The sequence below is a fragment of the Candidatus Delongbacteria bacterium genome, assembly GCA_020634015.1.
In the GTDB taxonomy this organism is placed as follows: domain Bacteria; phylum CAIWAD01; class CAIWAD01; order CAIWAD01; family CAIWAD01; genus JACKCN01.
In genome coordinates, this window is sequence record JACKCN010000004.1 from 284,529 (window position 1) to 307,028 (window position 22,500).

Annotated in this window: 21 protein-coding genes; 11 read left to right on the forward strand and 10 right to left on the reverse strand. The window is 64.1% G+C overall.

Annotation, left to right across the window (positions count from 1 at the left end; all coding sequences use genetic code 11):
• Positions 1–28: 28 nt before the first annotated feature.
• From nuoL to trxB, 7 genes are all read right to left on the reverse strand, one after another.
• Entirely contained in the window at positions 29–2,011 is a 1,983-nt protein-coding gene (nuoL, locus tag H6678_09805) for an NADH-quinone oxidoreductase subunit L (protein MCB9474093.1), read from the reverse strand.
• A 73-nt stretch (positions 2,012–2,084) separates the two neighbouring features.
• Entirely contained in the window at positions 2,085–2,390 is a 306-nt protein-coding gene (gene nuoK, locus H6678_09810) for an NADH-quinone oxidoreductase subunit NuoK (protein MCB9474094.1), read from the reverse strand.
• Positions 2,391–2,470: 80 nt separating this feature from the next.
• Positions 2,471–2,971 (reverse strand): NADH-quinone oxidoreductase subunit J, encoded by a 501-nt coding sequence (locus tag H6678_09815; protein ID MCB9474095.1) that lies wholly within the window; start codon positions 2,969–2,971, stop codon positions 2,471–2,473.
• An 8-nt stretch (positions 2,972–2,979) separates the two neighbouring features.
• Positions 2,980–4,230 carry an NADH-quinone oxidoreductase subunit NuoF gene (gene nuoF / locus H6678_09820; protein MCB9474096.1) on the reverse strand — a complete coding sequence of 417 codons (1,251 nt, stop codon included), beginning with the start codon at positions 4,228–4,230 and terminating at the stop codon, positions 2,980–2,982.
• Positions 4,223–4,741: an NAD(P)H-dependent oxidoreductase subunit E gene (locus H6678_09825; GenBank protein ID MCB9474097.1), complete on the reverse strand. Its 519-nt coding sequence runs from the start codon at positions 4,739–4,741 to the stop codon at positions 4,223–4,225. Before H6678_09825 ends, nuoF begins: the two co-directional genes overlap by 8 nt.
• Positions 4,742–4,951: 210 nt before the next feature.
• Positions 4,952–5,794 carry an MBL fold metallo-hydrolase gene (locus tag H6678_09830; GenBank protein MCB9474098.1) on the reverse strand — a complete coding sequence of 281 codons (843 nt, stop codon included), beginning with the start codon at positions 5,792–5,794 and terminating at the stop codon, positions 4,952–4,954.
• On the reverse strand, positions 5,791–6,702 hold the full coding sequence (trxB, locus tag H6678_09835; protein MCB9474099.1) for a thioredoxin-disulfide reductase: 912 nt from the start codon (positions 6,700–6,702) through the stop codon (positions 5,791–5,793). Before trxB ends, H6678_09830 begins: the two co-directional genes overlap by 4 nt.
• A 597-nt stretch (positions 6,703–7,299) precedes the next feature.
• Between trxB and H6678_09840 the strand changes: the two genes are divergently transcribed.
• The 5 genes from H6678_09840 to H6678_09860 all read left to right on the forward strand — a co-directional run bounded on the left by H6678_09840 (position 7,300) and on the right by H6678_09860 (position 13,671).
• The gene (locus H6678_09840) at positions 7,300–9,729 is read left to right on the forward strand and encodes a T9SS type A sorting domain-containing protein (GenBank protein ID MCB9474100.1); all 2,430 of its coding nucleotides are present in this window, start codon (positions 7,300–7,302) and stop codon (positions 9,727–9,729) included.
• 95 nt (positions 9,730–9,824) lie between these two features.
• Complete coding sequence (locus H6678_09845) at positions 9,825–10,466, forward strand: hypothetical protein (GenBank protein ID MCB9474101.1); 642 nt, start codon at positions 9,825–9,827, stop codon at positions 10,464–10,466.
• A 280-nt stretch (positions 10,467–10,746) separates the two neighbouring features.
• Positions 10,747–12,801, forward strand: coding sequence for a hypothetical protein (locus H6678_09850; GenBank protein ID MCB9474102.1), 2,055 nt, complete (start codon positions 10,747–10,749; stop codon positions 12,799–12,801).
• Complete coding sequence (locus H6678_09855) at positions 12,704–13,168, forward strand: T9SS type A sorting domain-containing protein (GenBank protein MCB9474103.1); 465 nt, start codon at positions 12,704–12,706, stop codon at positions 13,166–13,168. The genes H6678_09850 and H6678_09855 overlap by 98 nt, the downstream gene beginning before the upstream one ends.
• A gap of 65 nt (positions 13,169–13,233) precedes the next feature.
• The gene (locus tag H6678_09860; protein ID MCB9474104.1) at positions 13,234–13,671 is read left to right on the forward strand and encodes a hypothetical protein; all 438 of its coding nucleotides are present in this window, start codon (positions 13,234–13,236) and stop codon (positions 13,669–13,671) included.
• Between the two features lie 145 nt (positions 13,672–13,816).
• Here the strand turns inward: H6678_09860 and sfsA are convergent, their stop codons facing one another.
• From sfsA to H6678_09875, 3 genes are read right to left on the reverse strand one after another with little or no spacing between them, the layout of a single operon-like run.
• A complete protein-coding gene (sfsA, locus tag H6678_09865; GenBank protein ID MCB9474105.1) occupies positions 13,817–14,512 on the reverse strand; it encodes a DNA/RNA nuclease SfsA in 696 nt (231 codons plus the stop codon).
• A complete protein-coding gene (locus tag H6678_09870) occupies positions 14,502–14,861 on the reverse strand; it encodes a carboxymuconolactone decarboxylase family protein (GenBank protein MCB9474106.1) in 360 nt (119 codons plus the stop codon). Before H6678_09870 ends, sfsA begins: the two co-directional genes overlap by 11 nt.
• 7 nt (positions 14,862–14,868) lie before the next feature.
• Positions 14,869–15,300 (reverse strand): CBS domain-containing protein, encoded by a 432-nt coding sequence (locus H6678_09875; GenBank protein ID MCB9474107.1) that lies wholly within the window; start codon positions 15,298–15,300, stop codon positions 14,869–14,871.
• Positions 15,301–15,671: 371 nt separating this feature from the next.
• Between H6678_09875 and H6678_09880 the strand changes: the two genes are divergently transcribed.
• The 6 genes from H6678_09880 (at position 15,672) to bshA (ending at position 22,431) form a co-directional block, all read left to right on the forward strand.
• Entirely contained in the window at positions 15,672–15,893 is a 222-nt protein-coding gene (locus H6678_09880; GenBank protein MCB9474108.1) for a hypothetical protein, read from the forward strand.
• A 300-nt stretch (positions 15,894–16,193) separates the two neighbouring features.
• On the forward strand, positions 16,194–18,269 hold the full coding sequence (locus H6678_09885; protein ID MCB9474109.1) for a response regulator: 2,076 nt from the start codon (positions 16,194–16,196) through the stop codon (positions 18,267–18,269).
• On the forward strand, positions 18,241–19,029 hold the full coding sequence (locus tag H6678_09890; protein ID MCB9474110.1) for a class I SAM-dependent methyltransferase: 789 nt from the start codon (positions 18,241–18,243) through the stop codon (positions 19,027–19,029). The genes H6678_09885 and H6678_09890 overlap by 29 nt, the downstream gene beginning before the upstream one ends.
• Positions 19,026–20,594, forward strand: coding sequence for a bacillithiol biosynthesis BshC (bshC, locus tag H6678_09895; GenBank protein MCB9474111.1), 1,569 nt, complete (start codon positions 19,026–19,028; stop codon positions 20,592–20,594). Before H6678_09890 ends, bshC begins: the two co-directional genes overlap by 4 nt.
• Positions 20,591–21,310, forward strand: coding sequence for a bacillithiol biosynthesis deacetylase BshB1 (bshB1, locus tag H6678_09900; protein ID MCB9474112.1), 720 nt, complete (start codon positions 20,591–20,593; stop codon positions 21,308–21,310). Before bshC ends, bshB1 begins: the two co-directional genes overlap by 4 nt.
• Positions 21,310–22,431 (forward strand): N-acetyl-alpha-D-glucosaminyl L-malate synthase BshA, encoded by a 1,122-nt coding sequence (bshA, locus tag H6678_09905; GenBank protein ID MCB9474113.1) that lies wholly within the window; start codon positions 21,310–21,312, stop codon positions 22,429–22,431. Before bshB1 ends, bshA begins: the two co-directional genes overlap by 1 nt.
• Positions 22,432–22,500 lie beyond the last annotated feature (69 nt).

A 22,500-nucleotide genomic window follows, 5' to 3' on the forward strand; every position in this document is an offset into this window, starting at 1 on the left:
CGGATCACGCCCGGACGCTCACGACAGCTCAGAAATAGAAAACCCAGCCGATCAGCACGGCGGTGCCCGCGGCCATCAGGGCCAGATAGTGGCTCAGGCGTCCGCCCTGCAGGCGCCGGACTCCCTGGCCCGCGGCCACGCACAGACTGCCCAGACCGTTGACCGCGCCGTCGATGATCAGGGCGTCCACGTACTTCCAGAGGAAATCGCAGGTTGCCCCGATGGGTTTGATCACGATTGTCTGATACAGCTCGTCGACGTACCACTTGTTCAGCAGCTGGCGATGCAGGCCGGGAAACTGTGCCACCAGGCTGGCGGCCTTGCGGTCTTCGCGCAGATACAGACGACGGGCAACCAGCAGTCCCACGATGGCCACACAGACCGACAGTCCCGCCAGCAGCCATTCCATGGCCACATTGCCGTGACCTGCCATCGCATGCCGCAGATGCAGCTCGCTGCCGCTGTAGAACACGGGAGCCAGGAACTCGTCGAAGCGGTTGCCCACATGGGCGACATCCAGGAAGTGCGGCAGGCCCCAGAACCCGGCGATCGCGGCCAGCACGGCCAGCACCATCAGGGGAACTGTCATCACCAGTGGGTTTTCATGGAAATGACTGGCTTCCTGGGCCGTGCCACGGTACTTGCCGTGGAAGGTCATGAACAGCAGCCGGAACATGTAGAAACTGGTCAGGCCGGCGGCGCAGAAGCCCAGCAGCCAGAGCACCGTGTGTCCACTCTCCCAGGTCTTCCAGAGGATCTCGTCCTTGGAGAAGAAACCGGACAGCGGCGGAAACCCGGCAATGGCGATGGTGCCGATCAGGAAGGTCCAGTAGGTGATGGGCAGATGTGACTTGAGGCCGCCCATGTTGCGCATGTCCTGAGGGTCCTTGTGGTGATCGTGCACCGCATGGTAGACATGATGCATGGCGTGAATGACCGCGCCGGAGCCCAGGAAGAGCAGGGCCTTGAAGAAGGCGTGGGTCACCACATGGAACAGGCCCGCGCTGTAGGCACCCACTCCCATGCCCAGGAACATGTAACCCAGCTGGGAGACCGTGGAATAGGCCAGCACCTTCTTGATGTCGTTCTGGGCCAGACCCATGCTGGCGGCGAAGAGCGCGGTCAGCGCGCCCACGGTGGCCACCACGGCCAGGGCGGTGGGTGCCAGAGTGTAGATCACATGGCTGCGCCCGATCATGTACACACCGGCGGTCACCATGGTGGCGGCGTGGATCAGGGCCGAGACGGGCGTGGGGCCGGCCATGGCGTCGGGCAACCAGACGTACAGAGGAATCTGGGCACTCTTGCCCGTGGCGCCAATGAAGAGGAACAGTGCGATGGCGGTGGGCAGCCAGGAACCGCTTGCTTCGCCCCCGATGGCGTCGAAGAGCGGGAGGAAATCAAGTGTGCCGTAGTGGGCGAACATCAGGAACATGGCCACCAGAAAGCCGAAGTCGCCAATGCGGTTGACCACGAAGGCCTTCTTGCCCGCGATGGCCTTTTCCATGTCGGTGAACCAGAATCCGATCAGCAGGTAGGAACACAGACCCACCCCTTCCCAGCCCAGGAACATCACCAGATAGTTGCCGCCCAGCACGAGCATGAGCATGCTGAAACAGAAAAGGTTCAGGTAGGCGAAATACCGCCAGTAACTCTTCTCCTCGCTCATGTAGCCGATGCTGTAGATGTGGATCAGGGTGGCCACGCCACTGACGAAGAGCGCGAAGACCAGCGACAGCGGATCGAGCTGCAGGGTCCAGTCGAGGCTCAGTCCGCCCACATGCATCCAGTGGAAGAAGCTCACGCTGATCAGTCGCGCGCTCTCCTCCAGCTGGACGAACTGCATGAAGACCAGCACCGAGGTCACGAAGGAGGCACCGATGGCCACAGAAGCCAGCGTGCCCGAGAGTTTCATCGGCAGGCGCTTGCCCAGCAGCCCATTGACCAGAAACCCCAGCAGGGGAAAAAGGGGAATCCAGCCCAGCAGCGAAGAGAGTGCGTTGTGTTCCATCCAGGCGTCCTGTTTGACTGGCGTTCACGTTTCCGGGCAGGGCCCGCGGTGTCCGGGCGACCCCGGGGTGGCGTCATCCGCGGAAGAGGCGGATCCGGCCAATGTCCGTGCTGCCGGTGTGGCGATAGATCATCACGACGATGGCCAGGCCCACGGCCACTTCGGCAGCGGCGACCGTCATGGTGAAGAAGGTGAAGACCTGACCGTCGAGGTTGCCGTTGTATCGCGAGAAGGCGACCAGCAGCAGGTTGACCGCGTTGATCATCAGCTCCACGGACATCAGGATGATCAGGATGTTGCGCCGCACGAGCACGCCGATGGTGCCGATGCCGAACAGCAGCAGTCCCAGCAGCAGATAATGATTGGCTCCAAGGATCATGGCCAGGGCCTCCACGAGGTTCAGGTTCGAGGCGCGTGCGACACGCGCGGCTCAGGGTCGCCGGGGCACGGGGAGCGCGCTCATTCCCCGGAGTCGTTGCGCCGGGTCATGGCCACCGCGCCCACCATGGCGGCCAGCAGCAGCACTCCGGTGAGTTCGAAGGGATAGAGCCAGCGGGTGAACAGGCTGTGGCCCAGGGCTTCGATGGTGCCCGGCTCGGCCGGGCCGCCGCTGATCCAGCCCGTGCCGGCACGGAACAGACCGGTGAGCACCAGCAGCACGCCCAGTCCGGGCAAGGCGTACCACATGCGGCTGGGCTTGAAGGTGCGCTTCTTCAGAACGTCTTCGCGCAGGTTGAGCAGCACGACCACGAAGAGGAACAGGATGATGATCGCACCCGCGTAGACGATGACCTGCACGGCGGCCATGAAGGGCGCATTCAGCATGGCGTAGTGACCCGCCAGCGAGACCATGGTAAGCAGCAGGCAGAGCACCGCATTCACGGGGCTGCGCAGGCTGATCACTCCAATGGCGCCGATCACGGCCAGCAGGCTGAGAATCAGGAACGGCAGATTGTCCACGGATGCTCCTAGTCTCGGATCAGGGCTTCGTACTCGCTGCGGAAACGGGCCAGCGAGGATTCGATGGGTGCCACCGCCGCCGCACCCAGGGCGCAGATCGTGCGGAAGCTGATGTGCTTGCCGATGTCCAGCAGCAGATCCAGGTCCTCGCGGCGGGCTTCACCGGCGATGAGCTTGTTCATGATCATTTCGAACCAGTGGGTGCCTTCGCGGCAGGGGGTACACTGGCCACAGCTCTCGTGGCTGTAGAATTTGGACAGGTTCTGGACCGCGTGGGGAATGCTGACCGTCTCGTCCAGCACGATGATCGCGCCCGAGCCCAGCATGGTGCCGTGCTCGACGCAGCTCTCGTAGTCCAGGCAGAGGGTCTCGCACTGCTCGGCCGTGAGCATGGGCACGGAACTGCCGCCGGGGATCACGGCTTTCAACTTCTTGCCGCCGCGCACACCGCCGCAGTCGTTCATGAAGAAGTCCATGAAGCGGGTGCCCATCTTGACTTCGTAGACACCGGGCTTCTCGACATGGCCACAGATCGAGAACAGCTTGGTGCCCGGACTCTTGGCGGTACCCAGCGCGATGTACCACTCGGGTCCGTGCTCGATGATGGGAACCACGGCGGCCAGGGTTTCCACGTTGTTGACGATGGTCGGGCAGCCGTAGAGGCCTTCGATGGCCGGGAAGGGCGGTTTGGTGCGGGGTTCGCCCCGGCGACCCTCAAGAGAATTGAGCAGGGCGGTTTCTTCGCCGCAGATGTACGCCCCGGCACCGAGGTGCAGATACATCTCGTGATCGAATCCGGTGCCCAGGATGTTCTTGCCCATCAGGCCCGCCTCGCGGGCTTCTTCAATCGCCTTCTCCAGGCAGCGATAGGGCTCGGTGAATTCACCCCGGATGTAGATGTAGGACCGGTTGCAGCCGATGGCCCGGGCCGCGATCAGCATGCCTTCCACCAACTGGTGGGGCGCGTAGCGCATGATGTCCCGGTCCTTGAAGGTGCCGGGCTCGCCCTCGTCGGCGTTGCAGACCAGGTAGACCGGCTTCTCGTTCTGTTTGGGCAGAAAGCTCCACTTCATGCCCGTGGGGAACCCGGCTCCACCGCGTCCGCGCAGGCCCGATTGCTTGACGGTCTCGGTGATCTCGCCCGGCTGCATGGCGGTAAGCGCCTTGCGCAGGCTTTTGTATCCGCCCATCTGCAGGTAGGCGTCCAGGCCGGCCCGGTCGGTGTACGCCAGACTGGGAAAGGTGATGAACTCAGCCATTGCCCTGGGCCTCCCGGCTGTGTCCCGCAGCGGCCTGCAGGCTGTCGAGCAATTCGCCCAGCTGCTGGACGGTGACCCGCTCGTGATACTGGCCGTCGATGATCACCACGGGGCCGGCGCCGCAGGCACCCAGACACTCGACGTGTTCCACGGTGAAGGTGCCGCTGGGATCGGTGGCCACGTGATCGTCGGCCAGGGAGAAGCGCTGGCGCAGGTAGGCGCTCAGGTCTTCCTGGCCCACAAGCTGGCAGCAGAGCGTGCGGCACACGCTGACCAGATGCTTGCCGATGGGCTTGCGGTGATACATGGTATAGAAGCTGACCACATCCGCGACGTGGATTCGCGTGAGTTCAAGCAGTCGGGCCACTTCCTCGATGGCATCGGGACTGACCCAGCCCTCCCGGCGCTGCACCATGTGCAGCAGCGGCAGTGTGGCGCTCATCTTGCTGGGGTAGCGCGCGAGGAGGGTGTTGATCTGCTGAAGCTCGGATTCGTTGAATCGAAAGGCCATGGGCGGCTGTCACTTCAGAAATGAATGGGGAAATGTGCAGGGCGACCCGGCTGGACCGGCTTCGGGGCGACTCACACGGCACAGGCCATCCGGTCGCGGTGCGGCTCTCTGGATCTTGGACTGGAAACCCTGACAAAAACGAAGCCGAATCTACCAGTCGGCCCGCAGTTTTCAAACAGGCGACGATTTGCGGTGATACAGGTGTTCCTATCAGAGATCCGGATGACGCTCAAGGATTTCCGGCCCCCGGGCGCCCTCCCCGCAGACCACGGATGAAAGCTCGGGGTCGTGTTCGAAAACCAGGTGCGTACGCCGGTCCAGGGCCCACCCCGCCAGGCGCTGCTTCTCGGCGACCGTCTTGAGCGGTTCCAGGTCGTAGCCCATGACCCAGGCCAGCGGCAGATGGGCCGCCGTGGGAATCAGGTCGGCCAGATAGATCAGGCCCGGATCTCCGTCCAGCGCGATCATCTGCATGCCGGGACTGTGTCCGTCGACCACGATGGCGGACAGCCCGGGCAGGATCGGGCCTTCCCCATCCAGCAGGTTCAGGTCCCAGTCCTTCAGGGGTTCCAGATTGTCGCTGAGATAACTCGCGCGGTCGCGGGGATGCCGTTCGAAGGCCCACTGCCACTGGCGACGCTGGAGGTGGATCCGGGCGTTGGGAAACTGGGGCACCAGTCGGCCGTCGCTCTCCCGCAGGATCGCGCCGCCGCTGTGATCGAAATGGAGATGGGTCAGCACCAGGTCGGTGATCTGGTCGGACCGGCAATCCAGGCGGGCCAGTTCCAGATCGAGGATGCCCGGCGCCTGCTCCAGGGCGAACTGAGCGCGGAAGCGCTCGTCCTCCTTGTGACCCAGACCACAGTCCACCAGTACCGTGCGCTTGCCGTCACGCAGCAGCAGGCAGCGCATGGCCAGGGAGATCCGGTTGGCCTCGTCGGCCGGGGCCACCTTCTCCCAGAGCACCTTGGGCACCACTCCGAACATCGCGCCACCATCCAGGCGGAAGCGGCCCAGGATCAGCGTGTCGACGCGCCAGTGTCCGACGTTCATCCTTCCTGCTCGTCCAGCCAGCGCTCGGCGTCGATGGCGGCCATGCAGCCCGAACCCGCGGCGGAAATCGCCTGGCGATAGCGGTGGTCGCTCACATCACCGGCGGCGAAGACGCCCGGCACGTTGGTGTAGGTCGTGCGGCCCTGGACTTCCAGATAGCCGGTGGCGTCCATGTCGAGCACGCCCTTGAAGAGGCCCGTGTTGGGCACATGGCCAATGGCCACGAAACACCCGTCCACAGCAAAATCCACCAGCTCGCCGGTCTGGGTGTGCTTGAGCATGACCGACTTGAGGCCGCCGTTCTGGGGATCGCCCTTGAACTCGACCGGGGCGTGGTTCAGCAGGAACTCGATCTTCGGGTTCTTCTGGCAGCGCTCGAGCATGATCGCCGAAGCCCGGAACTCCTCACGACGGTGGATGATGGTGACCTTGCTGGCGAATTTGGTCAGGAAGTTGGCTTCCTCCATGGCGCTGTCGCCGCCGCCGATCACGCAGATCTCGCGATCACGGAAGAAAAAGCCGTCGCAGGTGGCACAGGCGCTGAGGCCGTAGCCCATCAGGGTGTCTTCTCCGGGCAGGCCCAGCAGGCGCGCGCTGGCTCCGGTGGCGATGATCAGCGCGTCACAGGTGTGCTCGCTGTCGTCGATCTGCAGCTTGAAGGGGCGCTGGTCCAACTGCACACGCGTGACGGTACCATTGATGAAGGAGGTGCCGAAGCGCTCGACCTGCTTGTGCATGACGTCAATCAGCTCGGGGCCCATGATGCCGTGCTCGAAGCCGGGAAAGTTCTCGACCTCGGTGGTGATGGTCAGCTGCCCTCCGGGCTGCATGCCTTCGACCAGGGTGGGATTCAGGTTCGCGCGGGAGGTATAGAGCGCTGCGGTCAACCCTGCGGGTCCGCCACCCATGATCAGAACCTTGTGATGCGTGCTCACGGCTATTCCCTTCCTCTTCAATGAAAACGCCTGTCGGCGGCGCCGGAATCGGGCGGGCCGGACAGGCGCTGGCGTCTGTCGGTTCGCTCCCGCTGGAATCGGGGGGAGCGGCAGCTTGGGTGACTGCCCGGCGAATATTGCGAACGAAGCGAGAAGCCACAAGCGGCTGTCAGGCCCCGGCGGGGGCCTGACAGCTCGGAGTTCGCTGCGCGAACTCCTGGCTGGCGGGAGGCGGCGCCTCGGGAGTTCGCTGTGCGAACTCCTGGCTGGCGGGAGGCGGCGCCTCGGGGAGTGCTGCGCGGGTTTCTGGTTGGCGGGGGCTGGCGGTTCCGGATGGTGGGAAGGTGGCGGGTCTGGCGGGGGGCGGCATGCTCTGGTCAAGGGTGGTTTCGGGATCGGGGGCTTTTGCTTGCCAGAGAGGTGGCAAGTGATAACTTCAGGGCCTGTCGCGCTCGCTTCCGGTACGCTTCACTTTCCATCCGACTTTCCCTGGACAGGTCCAGCGGAATCTCCGGCGCACCGGATGCGGACGCCATGCCGTTTTCCATGTATGAAGCAGCGAGGAGTGACATGAGAAAGAACCTGATCCTGGCTCTGTGTGCCTGTCTGGCTGGCGGAAGTGCCCTGGCCAGTACCCAGGCCGTAGAGGCCCAGAAGACCCCCAAGGCTCCGGATGCCCATCGGGTGAATGCGGCCCTTGATGTGCCGGTGACCAACGGAATTGTGAAAACTCCTTCCGCCCAGCGGACCGACGACTGGATGGGCACTTTCTCCGTGGTCGGCACCACCCGGTACGACTATCAGCACAACGGCACCACCAGTCGCATGCTGGCGGTTTCCTCCGATGGCATCGTGCACGGTTCCTTCATGGGAGGAGTGGATGCCGGTGCGGGACGACGGGTCCAGGCCTGGTGCGTGGATCCCTCGGACATGAGCCTGATCGGTCCCACGGACGCCCTCTCCCAGCGCACGGGCTACACCACCAGCGCGGTGACAGGTGCCAACCCGGGCAATACTCTGGCCGCCAACTCCGGTGTGGTGGGCCTGCACACCAGCACTCCCGCCGTGTCCTGGATGTCCGTGGACTTCGCCGGCTGCACGCTGGCCTTCAATCTGCTGCAGCACGACGGCACCAACTACCTCTGGCCGCACGTGGCCGTGGACGCCGCCGACCGGATTCACATGGTGAGCTACGGCAGTTCCGACAGCGATGCCCCCAACACCCACTTCTACGACTCCAGCACCGACGGTTTCACCTGGGACAACGGGACCTACTACACACTCACCACCAACAGTGAGGCCCTGGGTTCGATTCCTGTGGCCGCGCCGTACTCCAGCCGTGCCGCGATCCTGTTCTTCGACAAGACCGGTCCCGAGGACATGCCCTACGATGGTCCTCCCGAAGGCGGGGAGATCGGGATCCAGATCCATCACGACGTGAAGGCCTACCTGGCCGAGAACGGCAACCTGGCCGCCGAGATCAGCGGGGGCAACGTGATGAACCTGACCGATTTCGGTCCCGGTTCCGAGTCTCCCTTCGGCCCCTATGGCTGCCGCGCCTATTGTGATGTGGACGGCCTCTTCGACATGACCGCGTCCGAGAATCTGCACATGGCCTTCTCGGCCGACGTGATGTTCACGGACACACTGACCGTGCACGATGGCGACGGCGACACCAGCGAGCTGGTCTACTACAACTGGAATCTGGGTCGTGGCCAGATCTGGCACATGAATGTGGACACGGGTGAATGGAGCCACGTGGCGGGATACAATTCGGGCATCACCGAAGAAGACCTGTTCTATGCGCGGCCCCAGGCCTGGCGCATGTGGCGCGACCGGCCCCAGATGGCCGTGGACCCGACCACCGGCTATCTGTACACCATCTGGTCCGAGTACACCAGCGCCGACACCAGCGCCGCCGGCTACTACAACGGCGAGATCATGGCCCGCTGCTCGGCCGACAACGGCATGAGCTGGGGTCCCGCGGTGAACCTGACCGACACACAGACTCCGGGCTGTGCCAGTGGCTCCTGTGATGCGGAAGACTGGCCCTCGATGGCCAGCGTGGCTCACAATGGCTTCCTGCACATCAGCTTCGTGCACGATCTGGATCCGGGTGGCATTCCCTTCGATCCTCCCGAAGGTGCCGAGACTCTGAACGACATGATCTACCAGAAGGTCCCGGTCAGCGCGATTCCGCCCCATACCGGGACTCCCTGGAACGCCGCGGGCCACGTGGGGCTGGTCACCGACAGCCGCTGGTACTCCTGGACCTGCGACAGCTGGACGGGCGACACGGCCTTCCTCGACAGCACCCACTGGGTCGAGCCCGTGCATGTCTTCAACGAGAGCCCCTTTGACGTGCGCGTGGACAACATCGCCTTCTACCATCATCCCAGCGACCTGCTGGGCACGCCCGAAGACGGCGGCCTGATGGAGCTGGACCTGGAAGTCTTCGCCAACGGCGAGTGGACGAGCGCGATGGACTGGGACGGCTGGTTGCCCCAGTGGCGTGGCACCAAGTTCCGGGCGCACGTGTCCTACAGCGGTCTGCCCAACTACGACCAGCTGCTGGTGTTCCATTTCGCCGACCGCGAGGATCTGGTCTACCGCATTTCCTACGAGTCCAGTGATATGGATGGCTGCCCGGCGGTCGGCATGCTCGACCGGACCCAGCTCGAGAGCTATTCCGAAATCGTGCTGACCAACGTGGCCGTGGAAGGCAGCAGCCAGCCCGCCGGGTTCGCCCTGGCCCAGAACTGGCCCAACCCCTTCAATCCGCTGACCCGTATCGGATTCAGCCTGCCGCGCAGCTCGGATGTACGCCTGAATGTGTACAACCTGCTGGGTGAATCGGTGGCGACTCTGGTGAACGGCCAGCTGGACGCGGGCAGCCACTCGGTGGACTTCGACGCCAGCGGCCTGGCCAGTGGTGTCTACATCTACACCCTGGAAGCCAACGGCCAGGCCGAGAGCCGCAAGATGGTGCTGCTGAAGTAGCCCGTCGACAGATCAGCTTTCAAATCCCCCGGTGGCTCTGGCTGCCGGGGGATTTCTCGTTCTGCGTGTCAAGATGTGTGGACGATCCGGAGTGGATGCTGGCAGGACGCCTGCTGCCACGCCAGCAACCTCCGCTGGCACAACGCCTGCTGCAAGGCCAGCAACCGCCGCTGGCAGGACGCCTGCTGCAAGGCCAGCAACCACCGCTGGCACAACGCCTGCTGCAAGGCCAGCAACCGCCGCTGGCATCACGCCTGCTGCAAGGCCAGCATCCTCCGCTGGCATCATGCCTGCTGCAAGGCCAGCATCATTCGCTGGCACGACGCCTGCTGCAAGGCCAGCATCCTCCGCTGGCATCATGCCTGCTGCAAGGCCAGCACCATCCGCTGGCACGACGCCTGCTGCAAGGCCAGCAACCGCCGCTGGCATCACGCTGGCAAGGCCAGCATCCTCCGCTGGCATCATGCCTGCTGCAAGGCCAGCATCATTCGCTGGCACGTCGCCTGCTGCAAGGCCAGCATCCTCCGCTGGCACAACGCCTGCTGCAAGGCCAGCAACCGCCGCTGGCAGGACGCCTGCTGCAAGGCCAGCATCCTCCGCTGGCACAACGCCTGCTCCAAGGCCAGCAACCACCGCTGGCAAGACGCCTGCTGCCACGCCAGCACCCTCCGCTTGCACAACGCCTGCTGCAAGGCCAGCAACTGCCGCTCGATTCATCACTTGCTTCCCAAGCCTGAAGCACTAGATTTGTGGCCGTTCGGCAAGAGTTCCATGTTCAAGCCTTGACCGGACACCCCAGTGACCTGCCTCTAGGGTTCTCCGGGTTCGATCGATCTGTCGATCCGCCCGGCATTCTGTTTCCGACGACTGGACGGCTCCGGCCCGGCCATTCCGTTCCCTGACCTCATCCGTTCCTGCTGAACTCCAGGGAGAGCTCTCTCCGGCACACTCGATCGTGTCGGTGACACAGGCGCGAATCACGAATCTCTCTTCACAATGAACAGACGGAGGTACCCCATGAAACGATCGCTCACACTGCTGACCTTGCTGGCGCTGGGCGCTGGCAGCGTCCATGCCGACGTCTCCCGCGTGACGCGGCAGGCGACTCCACAGGCGCCGGCAGCCCCTGCGCTGCAGGCTGCCCGCGACTGGGTCGAGCCCTCACCCGTCGTGCCGAAGGCGCACACTCGGCGCACCGACTGGGAAACCGTCGTGGTCGGCACCACCCGTTACGACTACCAGCACAATGGCTCCACCAGCCGCATGCTGGCGGTTTCGTCCGATGGCATCGTCCACGGCTCCTTCATGGGAGGCGTCGATGCGGGAAACGGGCGTCGAGTGCAGGCCTGGTGCGTGGATCCCACGGACCTGAGTCTGACCGGTCCCACCGACGTGCTCTCACAGCGAACAGGCTATACCACCAGTGCGGTCACGGGCCCCAATCCAGTCAATGCGCTTCCAGCCAACTCGGGCGTGGTGGGCATGCACAGCTCCACGCCTCCGGTATCCTGGCTGGCGGTGGATTTTGCGGGCTGTACACTGGCCTTCAACCTGATGCAGCACTCCGGTGACGACTACATCTGGCCCCATATCAGCGTGGACGGCATGGACCGCGTGCACATGGTGGGCTACGGCGCGGACGACAGCGATGCCCCCAGCACCATCTTCTACGATGCCACCACGAACGGCACCAGCTGGGACAATGGCAGCTTTCTGGTGGTGAGTGACAACACCGAGTCCCTGGGCGCGGTGGCGGTGGCCAACAATCACAGCCAACGGGCCGCCGTAGTATATCTCGAGAAGACCGGCCCGGAGGATGTGCCCTACGACGGCCCCCCCGAGGGTGGGGAGATCGGGCGTCAGATTCATCATGATGTAAAGGCCTATCTGGCGGATGACGGCAATGTGTCGGCCCAGATCATGGCCGAGAATTCGATGAATCTCACGGACTACGGCCCGGGCTCGGAGTCGCCCTTCGGACCCTATGGCTGTCGTGGATATTCGGATGTGGACGGTCTCTTTGACATGAGCAACGAGGAGAATCTGCACGTGGTGTTCTCCACGGCCGTGATGTTCACGGACACGCTGACGGTCCATGACGGCGACGGTGATACCAGCGAGCTGGTCTATTACAATTGGAATCTGGGGCGTGGTCAGATCTGGCACATGAATGTGGACACGGGTGAATGGAGCCACGTGGCGGGATACAATTCGGGCATCACCGAAGAAGACCTGTTCTACTCGCGCCCCCAGGCCTGGCGCATGTGGCGCGACCGGCCCTCGATCGCCGTGGACCCGAGCACTGGCTGGCTGTACACCATCTGGTCCGAGTACACCAGCGCCGACACCAGTGCCGCAGGGTTCTACAATGGCGAGATCATGGCCCGCTGCTCGGCCGACAACGGCCTGAGCTGGGGCCCCGCGGTGAATCTGACCGTGACTCCCAGCCCGGGTTGCACCAGTGGTGACTGTGATGCGGAAGATTGGCCCAGCCTGGCCGCCGTGGCCGATGGCGGGTTCCTCCACTTGACCTATGTGCACGATCTGGATGCGGGCGGCATTCCCAACACGCCTCCGGAAGGCGCCGAGACTCTGAACGATGTGATGTACATGAAAGTGCCGGTGAGCGCGATTCCGCCGCACACGGGCACTCCTGGGAACGCCGCGGGCCACGTGGGTCTGGTCACCGACAGCCGCTGGTATTCCTGGACCTGTGACAGCTGGACGGGTGACACGGCCTTCCTCGACAGCACCCACTGGGTCGAGCCGGTGCATGTCTTCAACGAGAGTCCCTTTGACGTGCGCGTGGACAACATCGCCTTCTACCATCATCCCAGCGACCTGCTGGGCACGACCCGAGGACGGCGGCCTGATGGAGCTGGACCTGGAAGTCTTCGCCAACGGCGAGTGGATGAGCGCGATGGACTGGGATGGCTGGCTGCCCCAGTGGCGTGGCACCAAGTTCCGGGCGCACGTGTCCTACAGCGGTCTGCCCAACTACGACCAGCTGCTGGTGTTCCATTTCGCCGACCGCGAGGATCTGGTCTACCGCATTTCCTACGAGTCCAGTGACATGGCGGGCTGCCCCGAGGTCGGCATGCTCGACCGGACCCAGCTCGCGAGCTATTCCGGAATCGTGCTGACCAACGTGGCCGTGGAAGGCAGCAGCCAACCCGCCGGGTTCGCCCTGGCCCAGAACTGGCCCAACCCCTTCAATCCACTGACCCGGATCGGGTTCAGCCTGCCGCGCAGCTCGGATGTACGCCTGAACGTGTACAACCTGCTGGGTGAATCGGTGGCGACTCTGGTGAACGGCCAGCTGGATGCGGGCAGCCACTCGGTGGACTTCGACGCCAGCGGTCTGGCCAGTGGTGTCTACATCTACACCCTGGAAGCCAACGGCCAGGCCGAGAGCCGCAAGATGGTGCTGCTGAAGTAGCCCGTCGACAGATCAGCTTTCAAATCCCCCGGTGGCTCTGGCTGCCGGGGGATTTCTCGTTCTGCGTGTCAAGATGTGTGGACGAACTGGAGTGGATGCTGGCACGACGCCTGCTGCCACGCCAGCATCCTCCGCTGGCAGGACGCCAGCTGCAAGGCCAGCACCCGCCGCTGGCACGACGCCTGCTGCAAGGCCAGCATCCTCCGCTGGCACAACGCCTGCTGCAAGGCCAGCAACCTCCGCTGGCAGGACGCCTGCTGCAAGGCCAGCAACCTCCACTGGCACAACGCCTGCTGCAAGGCCAGCAACCACCGCTGGCACGACGCCTGCTGCAAGGCCAGCAACCTCCGCTGGCACAGCGCCTGCTGCCACGCCAGCAACCTCCGCTGGCACAACGCCTGCTGCAAGGCCAGCAACCGCCGCTGGCAGGACGCCTGCTGCCAGGCCAGCATCCTCCGCTGGCATCATGCCTGCAGCAAGGCCAGCAACCGCCGCTGGCATGACGCCTGCTGCCAGGCCAGCATCCTCCGCTGGCATCATGCCTGCAGCAAGGCCAGCACCCTCCGCTGGCAAGACGCCTGCTGCCAGGCCAGCAGCCAGGCTGTCAGACGCCGTTGATCATGGAAGAATGAATGGAGGGAGGAACGACTACAAGCGAATCTCCACGGGCCCCGTGGGCAGGATTCCCTCCGGGCCGGGATCAAAACGCCAGGCAATGACTTCCACGCCCCGGGCCACGGCCTCGCGCAGACCCGCGCACCAGGCGGGGTCTATGGAATCGGCGGGTCGGAAATACGCGCCATCCGCGCGTTGCACTGTCAGCAGCAGCACCGCCCGTTGGCCACGCTCGGTTTCGCGCATCAGATCGTGGAGGTGTTTCAGTCCCCGGCTGGTGACCGCATCAGGAAAGGCCACCGCCTCACCATCCAGGAGGCTGACATTCTTGACTTCGACATAACACAGGAGCTCGCCACGACGGGCCAGAAGGTCGATCCGGCTGTTCTCGCCGTAACGCACTTCGCCGCGCCAGTCGTCCCAGTCCTCAAAACCGGGAATCGCTCCGGAAGTGAGAGCCTCCAGGGCCAGGGCGTTGGCCCGGGAGGTGTTGACGCCAATCCAGCAGGTGCCGTTGTGCACCATTTCCAGAGTGTGGCGGTACTTGCGTGACGGATTCCCGCTGTCGGAAATCAGTGCGGGCCAGTCGTCGCCCACGCAGGTTTTCATGCTGCCCGAATTGGGCACGTGAACGGTCAGCAGCGAGCCATCGGCGCGGCGCACATCGGCCAGGAAACGTTTGTAGCGCTTCAGCAGGGTCACCGCTTCCAGCGGACTCTCAAACCGCACCCGGGTTCTGCTCCAGTTCTTCCCAATAAAGGTGGATCCGACGGATGTGGGGAATGGTGATCGATCCCCCGATCATCAGAGCGATGTCCAGCAGTTCGCGCAATTGGTCCAGGCTCACTCCCTGGCGCCGGCACTCGATGACGTGATATTGGATGCAATCTTCACAGCGCAGCACCAGACTGGCCATCAGCCCCAGCATTTCCTTCTGCCTGCAGTCAAGCGCGCCCGCTTCGAAGGTGCGTGTTTCAAGAGCAAGCATGCGTTTGCCCAGCAGGCTGGAGTTCTCGATGAAGCGTTCCTGAAGCGGTGCCCGCTCGCGGCTGAAGTCAAGGATCGAGGTGGTTGACATCTCGGGCCTACCAGGAACCGCTGATGTAGTCATTGAGATGGCGGATCTCGTCCGCGCTCTCCTCGAGCATCGAGAAGACCAGATCGCCGATCGAGACCAGTCCCACCAGCTTGCCTTCGTCGTAGACCGGCATGTGCCGGATCTTGCTGCGGGTCATCACCTTCATCACATACTGCAGGCTGTCGCTGGGGGTGGCGATCAGCACATCGCGGGACATGATCTCCTCGACTCGCTGGTCGGCCAGCAGGCGGCCACCCGTGAGACCATTGCGAATGATGTCGCGCTCGGTGATGATGCCCACCACATCCTCGCCGCTGCGCACCAGCAGCGACCCCACCCGGTTCTCCACCAGCTGTTCCAGGGCATGACGCACGGTGGAGTCGGGACTCACGGAGAACACTTCCTGGCCTTTCTGCTTCAGCAATCGGGCGACGATCATGGCTCCTCCTGAGAATTGTGTCGGGAACGGTCATCCGGGCAGCGGCGCGCCCGTCATGGAGCGGCGACAGCCCACGGGGATACGACCGTGTTTATATACGGCTTGCGACAGGATGGATAAAGAATCTTCGTGAGCCGTGGCAAATTCCTAAGTTCGCGGTCGCTCCAGTCGGGACGAGGGCAAAAAATCCGGAACTTCAGGGCTTCGGCACTTCAGAAGCTGGCCGGGTGCGCCGATAAGGCCAGTTGGATCCAAGCAGTCATGGGAGATTGGCGTGCACACTTCGACCCCCCAGTTCATCACCGTCTGCCGTCTGCTGGTTCGCAAGCTGGAATCGATTCCGCGCGAGATGCAGGTCGCAGCGGGAGTCCGTGCTGTCTTCGCTGATGGAAGACCTGAAGCAGCAGGGTCTGGTCTTCGACCGCAGCCTGGCCGCCGAACTTTTTGACCGGCTGGTCATGGAACCCGCCCTCGCCGACCCCGAACAGGTGGAACGACTCCGCCGCAAGGTCCAGGAAGGCAGCTACTTCAGCGAAGGGGTGCTGGAAACCCTGGGCGACCGCATCCTGCGCAGTTTCACCGACTTCGCCTGAGGGAGCCCGTCCCCCGGAGCTCGCGGGGCCCCAAAAAAAAATTCGCTTCATGTGGCACCATGAAGCGAATCTCACAGGAACACCTGCCGGAATCATCCGCCAATGAGCCAGTGGACTTCATTGAGGAGATCCTTCAGCATCAGCACCAGTTGAAGAACCATGGGGGCCTCCCAAGTGGAATCATTGGTCTGACAGGGGGTGCCAGACGGAACTGAAAGTAACCAACGGGTGACTCACTATCCAATGGAAAATCCAGAGCATCATGACGAACCGCGCCATGAGGTGCCAACGGGTGCCAGGATGACGTCTTCCCTGCGGATCTACATCACGCTGGTGGCGGGTTTCGGACTGCTGTTGCTGGCCGGCTCCATCGCCAATCTGCTGCAGCAACCCGACAGCCAGCTTCTGCTGCTGCGCGCCATTCCATGGCTGCTGCTGGTGCTGGCGGTTTCGCGCTACGAGATCGTGGCGTCGGGCAGCGGCTCGGCCAGCACGATGAATTCCACCGTGGACTTCTGCCTGATCCTGACCTTCGGTGGCCCGCTGGCGATCTGCATCGGCGCGCTCAACGCCCTGTATCTGAATCTGGTGCGCATGAAACGCCCCTGGTACAAGGCCCTCTTCAATGTCTCGCAGATTTCGATCAGCCTGCTGGGCAGCTCCCTGGTCTATTCGCTGCTGAAACTGCCCGACGCGGGCAGTGGCCCTCTTCGGCTGGCCCACCTCCCGGGATTCGCCGCGCTGGCGATCTCCTTCTTCGTGATCAATCAGTTGCTGGTGAGCGTGGCGATCCGCCTGGAAACCGGGATGAGTCTGGGCAGCCAGCTGCGCCGGATGCACTACTTCGATCAGCTGTCCAATGCCTTCGTGGCCTTCCTGGGCGTCACGATGTACTACATGTATCTGCGCACCGGCTGGGCGGGTGTGCTGCTGATGCTGTTGCCGATGGGCTGGCTGGTGCACCATTCGCGGCGCTTCAACCTGCTCAAGGAGGTCCACGAGGAACTGGACCGCAAGACCCGCCTGCTCGAAGAAGGCAGTGTGGAGCTGACCAGCAAGAACTCGCGTCTGGAAGAACTGAATTCCAGCCTGAGCAATCAGAAGCGCACCCTGCAGAGCCAGGCCATCGCGATGGAGAACACCAATCGCGCGCTCAGCGAGAGCAATCGCCGACTCAAGGAAACCCAGGTCCAGCTGCTGCGCTCGGAAAAGCTGAAAGCCATGGGCCAGATGGCCAGTGGTGTGGCACACGATTTCAACAACATTCTCGGTGCGATCCTCGCCAAGGTGGAATTGCTGCGCCTGGGTTCTGCCGACGGCGGCGAAGTGCAGAAGGGGCTGGACCTGATCTACAAGAGCGCGTCCGACGGCGCGGTGCTGGTCAAGCGCATCCAGGATTTCACCCGGGGCGCGACCCAGGCTCTCCAGGATCCCGTGGACCTGGCCGATCTGGCCGAGGATGTGCTGGAAATGACGCGCCCCCTCTGGCGTGACAAGGCCCAGAAGATCGGCATCACCTACGATGTGATGAAACACATCGACAGCGGCCTGATGGTACTGGGCAATTCCACCGAACTGCGCGAAGTGCTGCACAACATCATCAACAACGCGCTGGAGGCCATGCCCAATGGCGGAGCGCTCGTGCTGCGCGGCCATCGCAGCGGCGACCGCGTGCTGCTCAGCATCAAGGATACCGGCCCGGGCATGACCTCGCTGGTGAGCCGCCGGATCTTCGAACCCTACTTCACCACCAAGGGCGTGCAGGGCAACGGGCTGGGGCTTTCGGTGTCACACGGCATCATCAAGCAGCACGGCGGCGAGATCGAAGTGGACAGCCAGCCCGGCGAAGGCACGCGCTTCCAGATCATCCTTCCCGCCGTGACCATGGAAAGCGACTACCCACTGAACATCGACCACCCGCGTCAGACACTGCATTCCATCCGCAGCGAGACTCCGCGCCGGGTACTGGTGGTGGACGACGAGGAAGATGTGCGCAGCGTGCTGGTGGAAATCCTCAAGGCCATGGGTCACGAGGTGGACCAGGCGGACAGCGGCCGGGGCGGGGTGGAGAAATACCGACGTTATGGCTATGATGTCGTGTTCACGGACCTGGGCATGCCCGATTTCAATGGCTGGGACGTGGCCAACCGCATCTGGCGCCGTGCCGTGGAAGAGAATGCAGGGGTCGTGCTGATTCTGGTCACCGGCTGGGGCACCCAGATCTCACAGCAGGAACTGCACGAGCATCACATCCACAAAGTGCTGGCCAAACCCTTCAAGATCAACGAAGTCAAGGAACTGATCGACCAACTGCCGGACCGACTGGGCAGCCTGGCGTCTCCACTCAATGAACAGGACAGCACAACCCTCCACTGAGTCCTCCGACGACTGGCACCGTCACTGGTTCGACCAGGACTACCTTGCCCTCTACGCCCACCGCGACCACCGCGAAGCCGACCGCTTCCTCGATCTGCTCCACACGAAGCACGGATTCCTGCCCCGGCAACCCGATGGGCGTGCCACGCTCGTGCTCGACCTGGGCTGCGGCAGTGGTCGTCACACACTGGAGCTGGCCCGCCGAGGCCATCAGGCGGTGGGGCTGGACTGGTCACCCGAGCTGCTGCAGGTGGCACACGCCGCCGATGACACCGGCCGATTCCTGCGGGCCGACATGGCCCATCCTCCGCTGAAACCCGTGTTCGACTGGGTGCTCTCGTTGTTCACCAGTTTCGGGTATCACGCCGAAGACAGCGCCAACGAAGCCCAGCTGGCGCGGATGGCGGGTCTGGTGCGCCGCGGGGGCTCGCTGGTGATCGACTACCTGAATCCGGCCTGGCTGCACGCGCATCTGGTGCCCCAGAGCGAAAGCAGACTGGGCGAGCGCGTGGTACAGGAAACCCGTTGGATCGATGAGACACACAATCAGGTGATCAAGCAGATGGTCTTCCCCGATCTTCAGGGCGGGATCCGCACCGTGCGCGAAGCCGTGAAGCTCTACCCGGCATCCTGGTTTCTGGAGCGGCTCGCGGATCAGGGATTCCGTTGCTCGGCCCACATGGGCGAGCTGGATGGGCGCCCCTGGAGCTCGGGCAGCAGCCGCAGCATCCTGGTGCTGCACCAGGATGGCTCACGATGACACTCAACACCTCTCCACTCTGGCGCCTGCTGGACGCAACGGCCGTGGCGCTGCCCACCATCGAGAACCTGGCGGGACTGCGTGGCACCGCCCCGGATGGCGCTCCAGCGGCAAACCGCAAGGCTCTGGCCCGTCTGCTGGCTCACGAGCATCGCCTGGACCCCGACGCACTGCAGGCCCTGACCGAACTGGCCGCGGCGGACACGCCCGTGCTGGTCTGCGGGCAGCAGGCCGGATTGCTGCTGGGGCCCGGATACACGATTCACAAGGCGCTGGCCCTGCTCGCCCTGCGCGACCGCGTACGTGCGGCCACCGGTCGGCCCGCGGTGGCGGTGTTCTGGGTGGAAGCCAACGATCACGACTGGGCCGAAGTCGCGCGGATCCGCATTCCGGGACGCCCCGATTTCCGCCTGGCGTTGCCCACCGCCCTCGAAGGCCGCAGTGTGGGCAGAATTCCCTTCGACGCCACACTCAAGGGCCCGGTGCGCGGCCTGCTGTCCGAACTGGCCGCCGACTGGCCCGAGGATCTCCTTCATTCTGCACAGGCCTGCCTGGACGATGCGGCCACGCCCGCAGCCTTCTTCTGCGAACTGCTGCGCACACTCACCAGGGGCAGTGGACTGATCGTGCTGGATCCCTCGCGCCCCGCGGTGCGCGAGCTTGCCGGTCCCTTCCATCGCCTGCTGCATGCGCGCTCCGTGCCACTGGCCGAGGCTGTCGCACGCTCGACTCCGCGCCTCGTCGATCTGGGCTTCACTCCGCCGGTCAGCGAGGCCGCCCGATTCCCCTGGTTCGTGGAAGTGGATGGCCGCCGCCAGCGCCCCAGCGACGAAATGCAGGCGGTGGCCTCGGTCGCGGGTCCCGCCGATCGGCTGAGCCCCGATGTGCTCGGCCGTCCTCTGTTGCAGGACTGGTTGCTGGGTACCGCGCTGAGTGTGCTGGGCCCCTCGGAGATTCTCTACAACTGCCAGATCGCGGGGGCCCACGAGGCCCTGGATCTGCAGGCCCCCATGCTCTGGCCGCGCCCCCGCCTGCGCTGGATCGGCCGGGAAGAACTGAATACCCTGCGCGCTCTGGGACTGGATCCGGCGGCTCCGCCCGTGCCCGGTCAACCCTGGCCCGAAGACTGGCTGCGCGGACTGGACGGCATGGCCGAAGCCCTGGAGGCGGCCGATGAACTGCGTGAGCTGGGCATCCGATCCCGGGAGCTGGCCACCCGCTTCAGCGAGCGCGAGGACCTGCAGGATCTTCTGCCGATGGCCGAGCGTGCAATGGCTGCGCTGGCCCAGCTGGGCGAGCGGATCCAGGGGCTGGCGCGCAAGGGTCACAAACAGCAGCTGAAGGAAATCCATGCCCTCACCGACTGGCTGGATCATCCCGGTCTGCCCCAGGAGCGCCGCGTGAACAGCCTGGCCCTGCTGGCCCGGGCCGGACTCTCCCGTCTGGACCAGACGCTCTGGAGCCAGCTGGATCCGGCCGCCGAGGGCGTGAGCTGGCTGATCCACCACGCAGGACAGGTACACATCGAACAGGAACAAGCGCAAAGCGGGAGCCCGGACGCATGAACACGCAGGTTGATATCATCGGCTTCGGCCCCCATCCCGACGATGTGGAGATCAGCGCCGCCGGCACTCTGCTGCGCATGAAGGACCAGGGCCACCGTATCGGCATCATCGATTTCACCGCCGGTGAAATGGGAACCCGGGGCAGCCGCGAGATCCGTGCCGAAGAAACCGCGGCCGCCAGCGCCGTGCTGCAGCTGGACATGCGCGAGAATCTGGACCTGGGTGATGGCAGGCTGGCCGATAGCCGCGAGAACGCACTGATCGTGGTGCAGGCCCTGCGCCGCTGGCGCCCCAAGGTCGTGCTCTCTGCCTGGCGCGAGGACTTCCATCCGGATCACGAAGCGGCGGCCCGGATTCTCAAGTCGGCGGTCTTTCTCTCGGGCATGGCCAAGGTGGACACGGACCAGGCGCCCTGGCGTCCCGGTGCGCTGCTCTACTATCCGGCGCGCCAGGAATTCAGGCCCAGTTTCGTGGTGGACGTCACCGCACAGTGGTCCCGGCGCGAGCAGGCGGCGCATTGTTACAAGTCGCAGTTCCACAACCCGGACTCCACCGAGCCGGGCACCCAGATTTCCTCGCCGGATTTCTGGCACTGGGTCACGGCCCGGGCGATGTACTACGGCCAGCTGATCGGCGTACGGTACGGCGAGGCCTTCTTCGTCGACCGCACGCTTGAACTGGACGACCCCGTTCTCACCTTCGGAAGAGGTCTGTGATGCGCATCGGAATCAGTTGTTATCCCACGCACGGCGGCAGCGGAGTGCTGGCCACCGAGCTGGGCATCGAGCTGGCACGCCGCGGGCATGTGGTGCACTTCCTCTGCTACAACAAACCCTTCCGGCTGGATCGGCTCTACAACAATGTTCACTTCCATCGGGTGCAGGTGAACGAGTACCCACTGTTCAAGTATCCACCCTACAGTCTGGCGCTGACCTCGGCGATGGTGGACGTGACACGCCACCATGACCTGCAGCTGATGCACGCCCACTACGCGATTCCCCATTCCGTGAGCGCCTGGATGGCCCGCGAGATGCTCACCGACCGCAAGCTGCCCGTGGTCACCACCCTGCACGGCACCGACATCACCCTGGTGGGACAGCAGCCGGCATACGAAGAGATCACCTGTTTCGCGCTGCGGGCCAGCAATGGCATCACGGCCGTATCGGAAGATCTGGCCCGCCAGACCCGCGAGCTCTTCTGTCAGGACCTTTCGATCGAAACCATTCACAACTTCGTGGACACCCAGGTCTACAGACCCACGCGCAATACGGAACTGCGGTCGCAGTTCGCTCCTCCCGGAGTGCCTCTGCTGGTGCACGCCAGCAATTTCCGCCCGGTGAAACGCGTGCTGGACGCGATCCGGATCTTCGACCATGTCCAGCAGGAAACCGACTGCCGGCTGATCATGATGGGCATCGGCCCGGACCGCCAGGCCGCCGAGGACCTGGTGCACAGCCTGGGCCACGACGAGCGCGTGCACTTCCTGGACAACCAGGAGTCCATTCTGGACCTGCTTTCCGTGGCCGACCTGCTGCTGCTGCCCTCCGAGACCGAGAGTTTCGGTCTGGTGGCCCTGGAAGCCATGAGCTGCGGGGTGCCCGTGCTGGCCAGCGATGTGGGCGGGCTGCGCGAACTGGTGGAGAGTGGCCGAACCGGTTTCCTGTGCCCGCGTGGCAATCCCGAGGCCTTCGCCATGCGTGCCCTGCAGTTGCTCCAGGACCGCGGACTGTACGACCAGGTGGCCGGAGAGGCTCGCCAGAGTGCGGTGACCCGCTTCGATACCAGTGTCATCGTGCCGCGCTACGAGGCCCACTACCAGCGGGTGCTGGAAAGCTGATCCCCCTTTGGCCACCCCCGAGGCAATCCTTGCACCGCGCCCGGGGCTGACCTAAGTTGGCGGACGCGC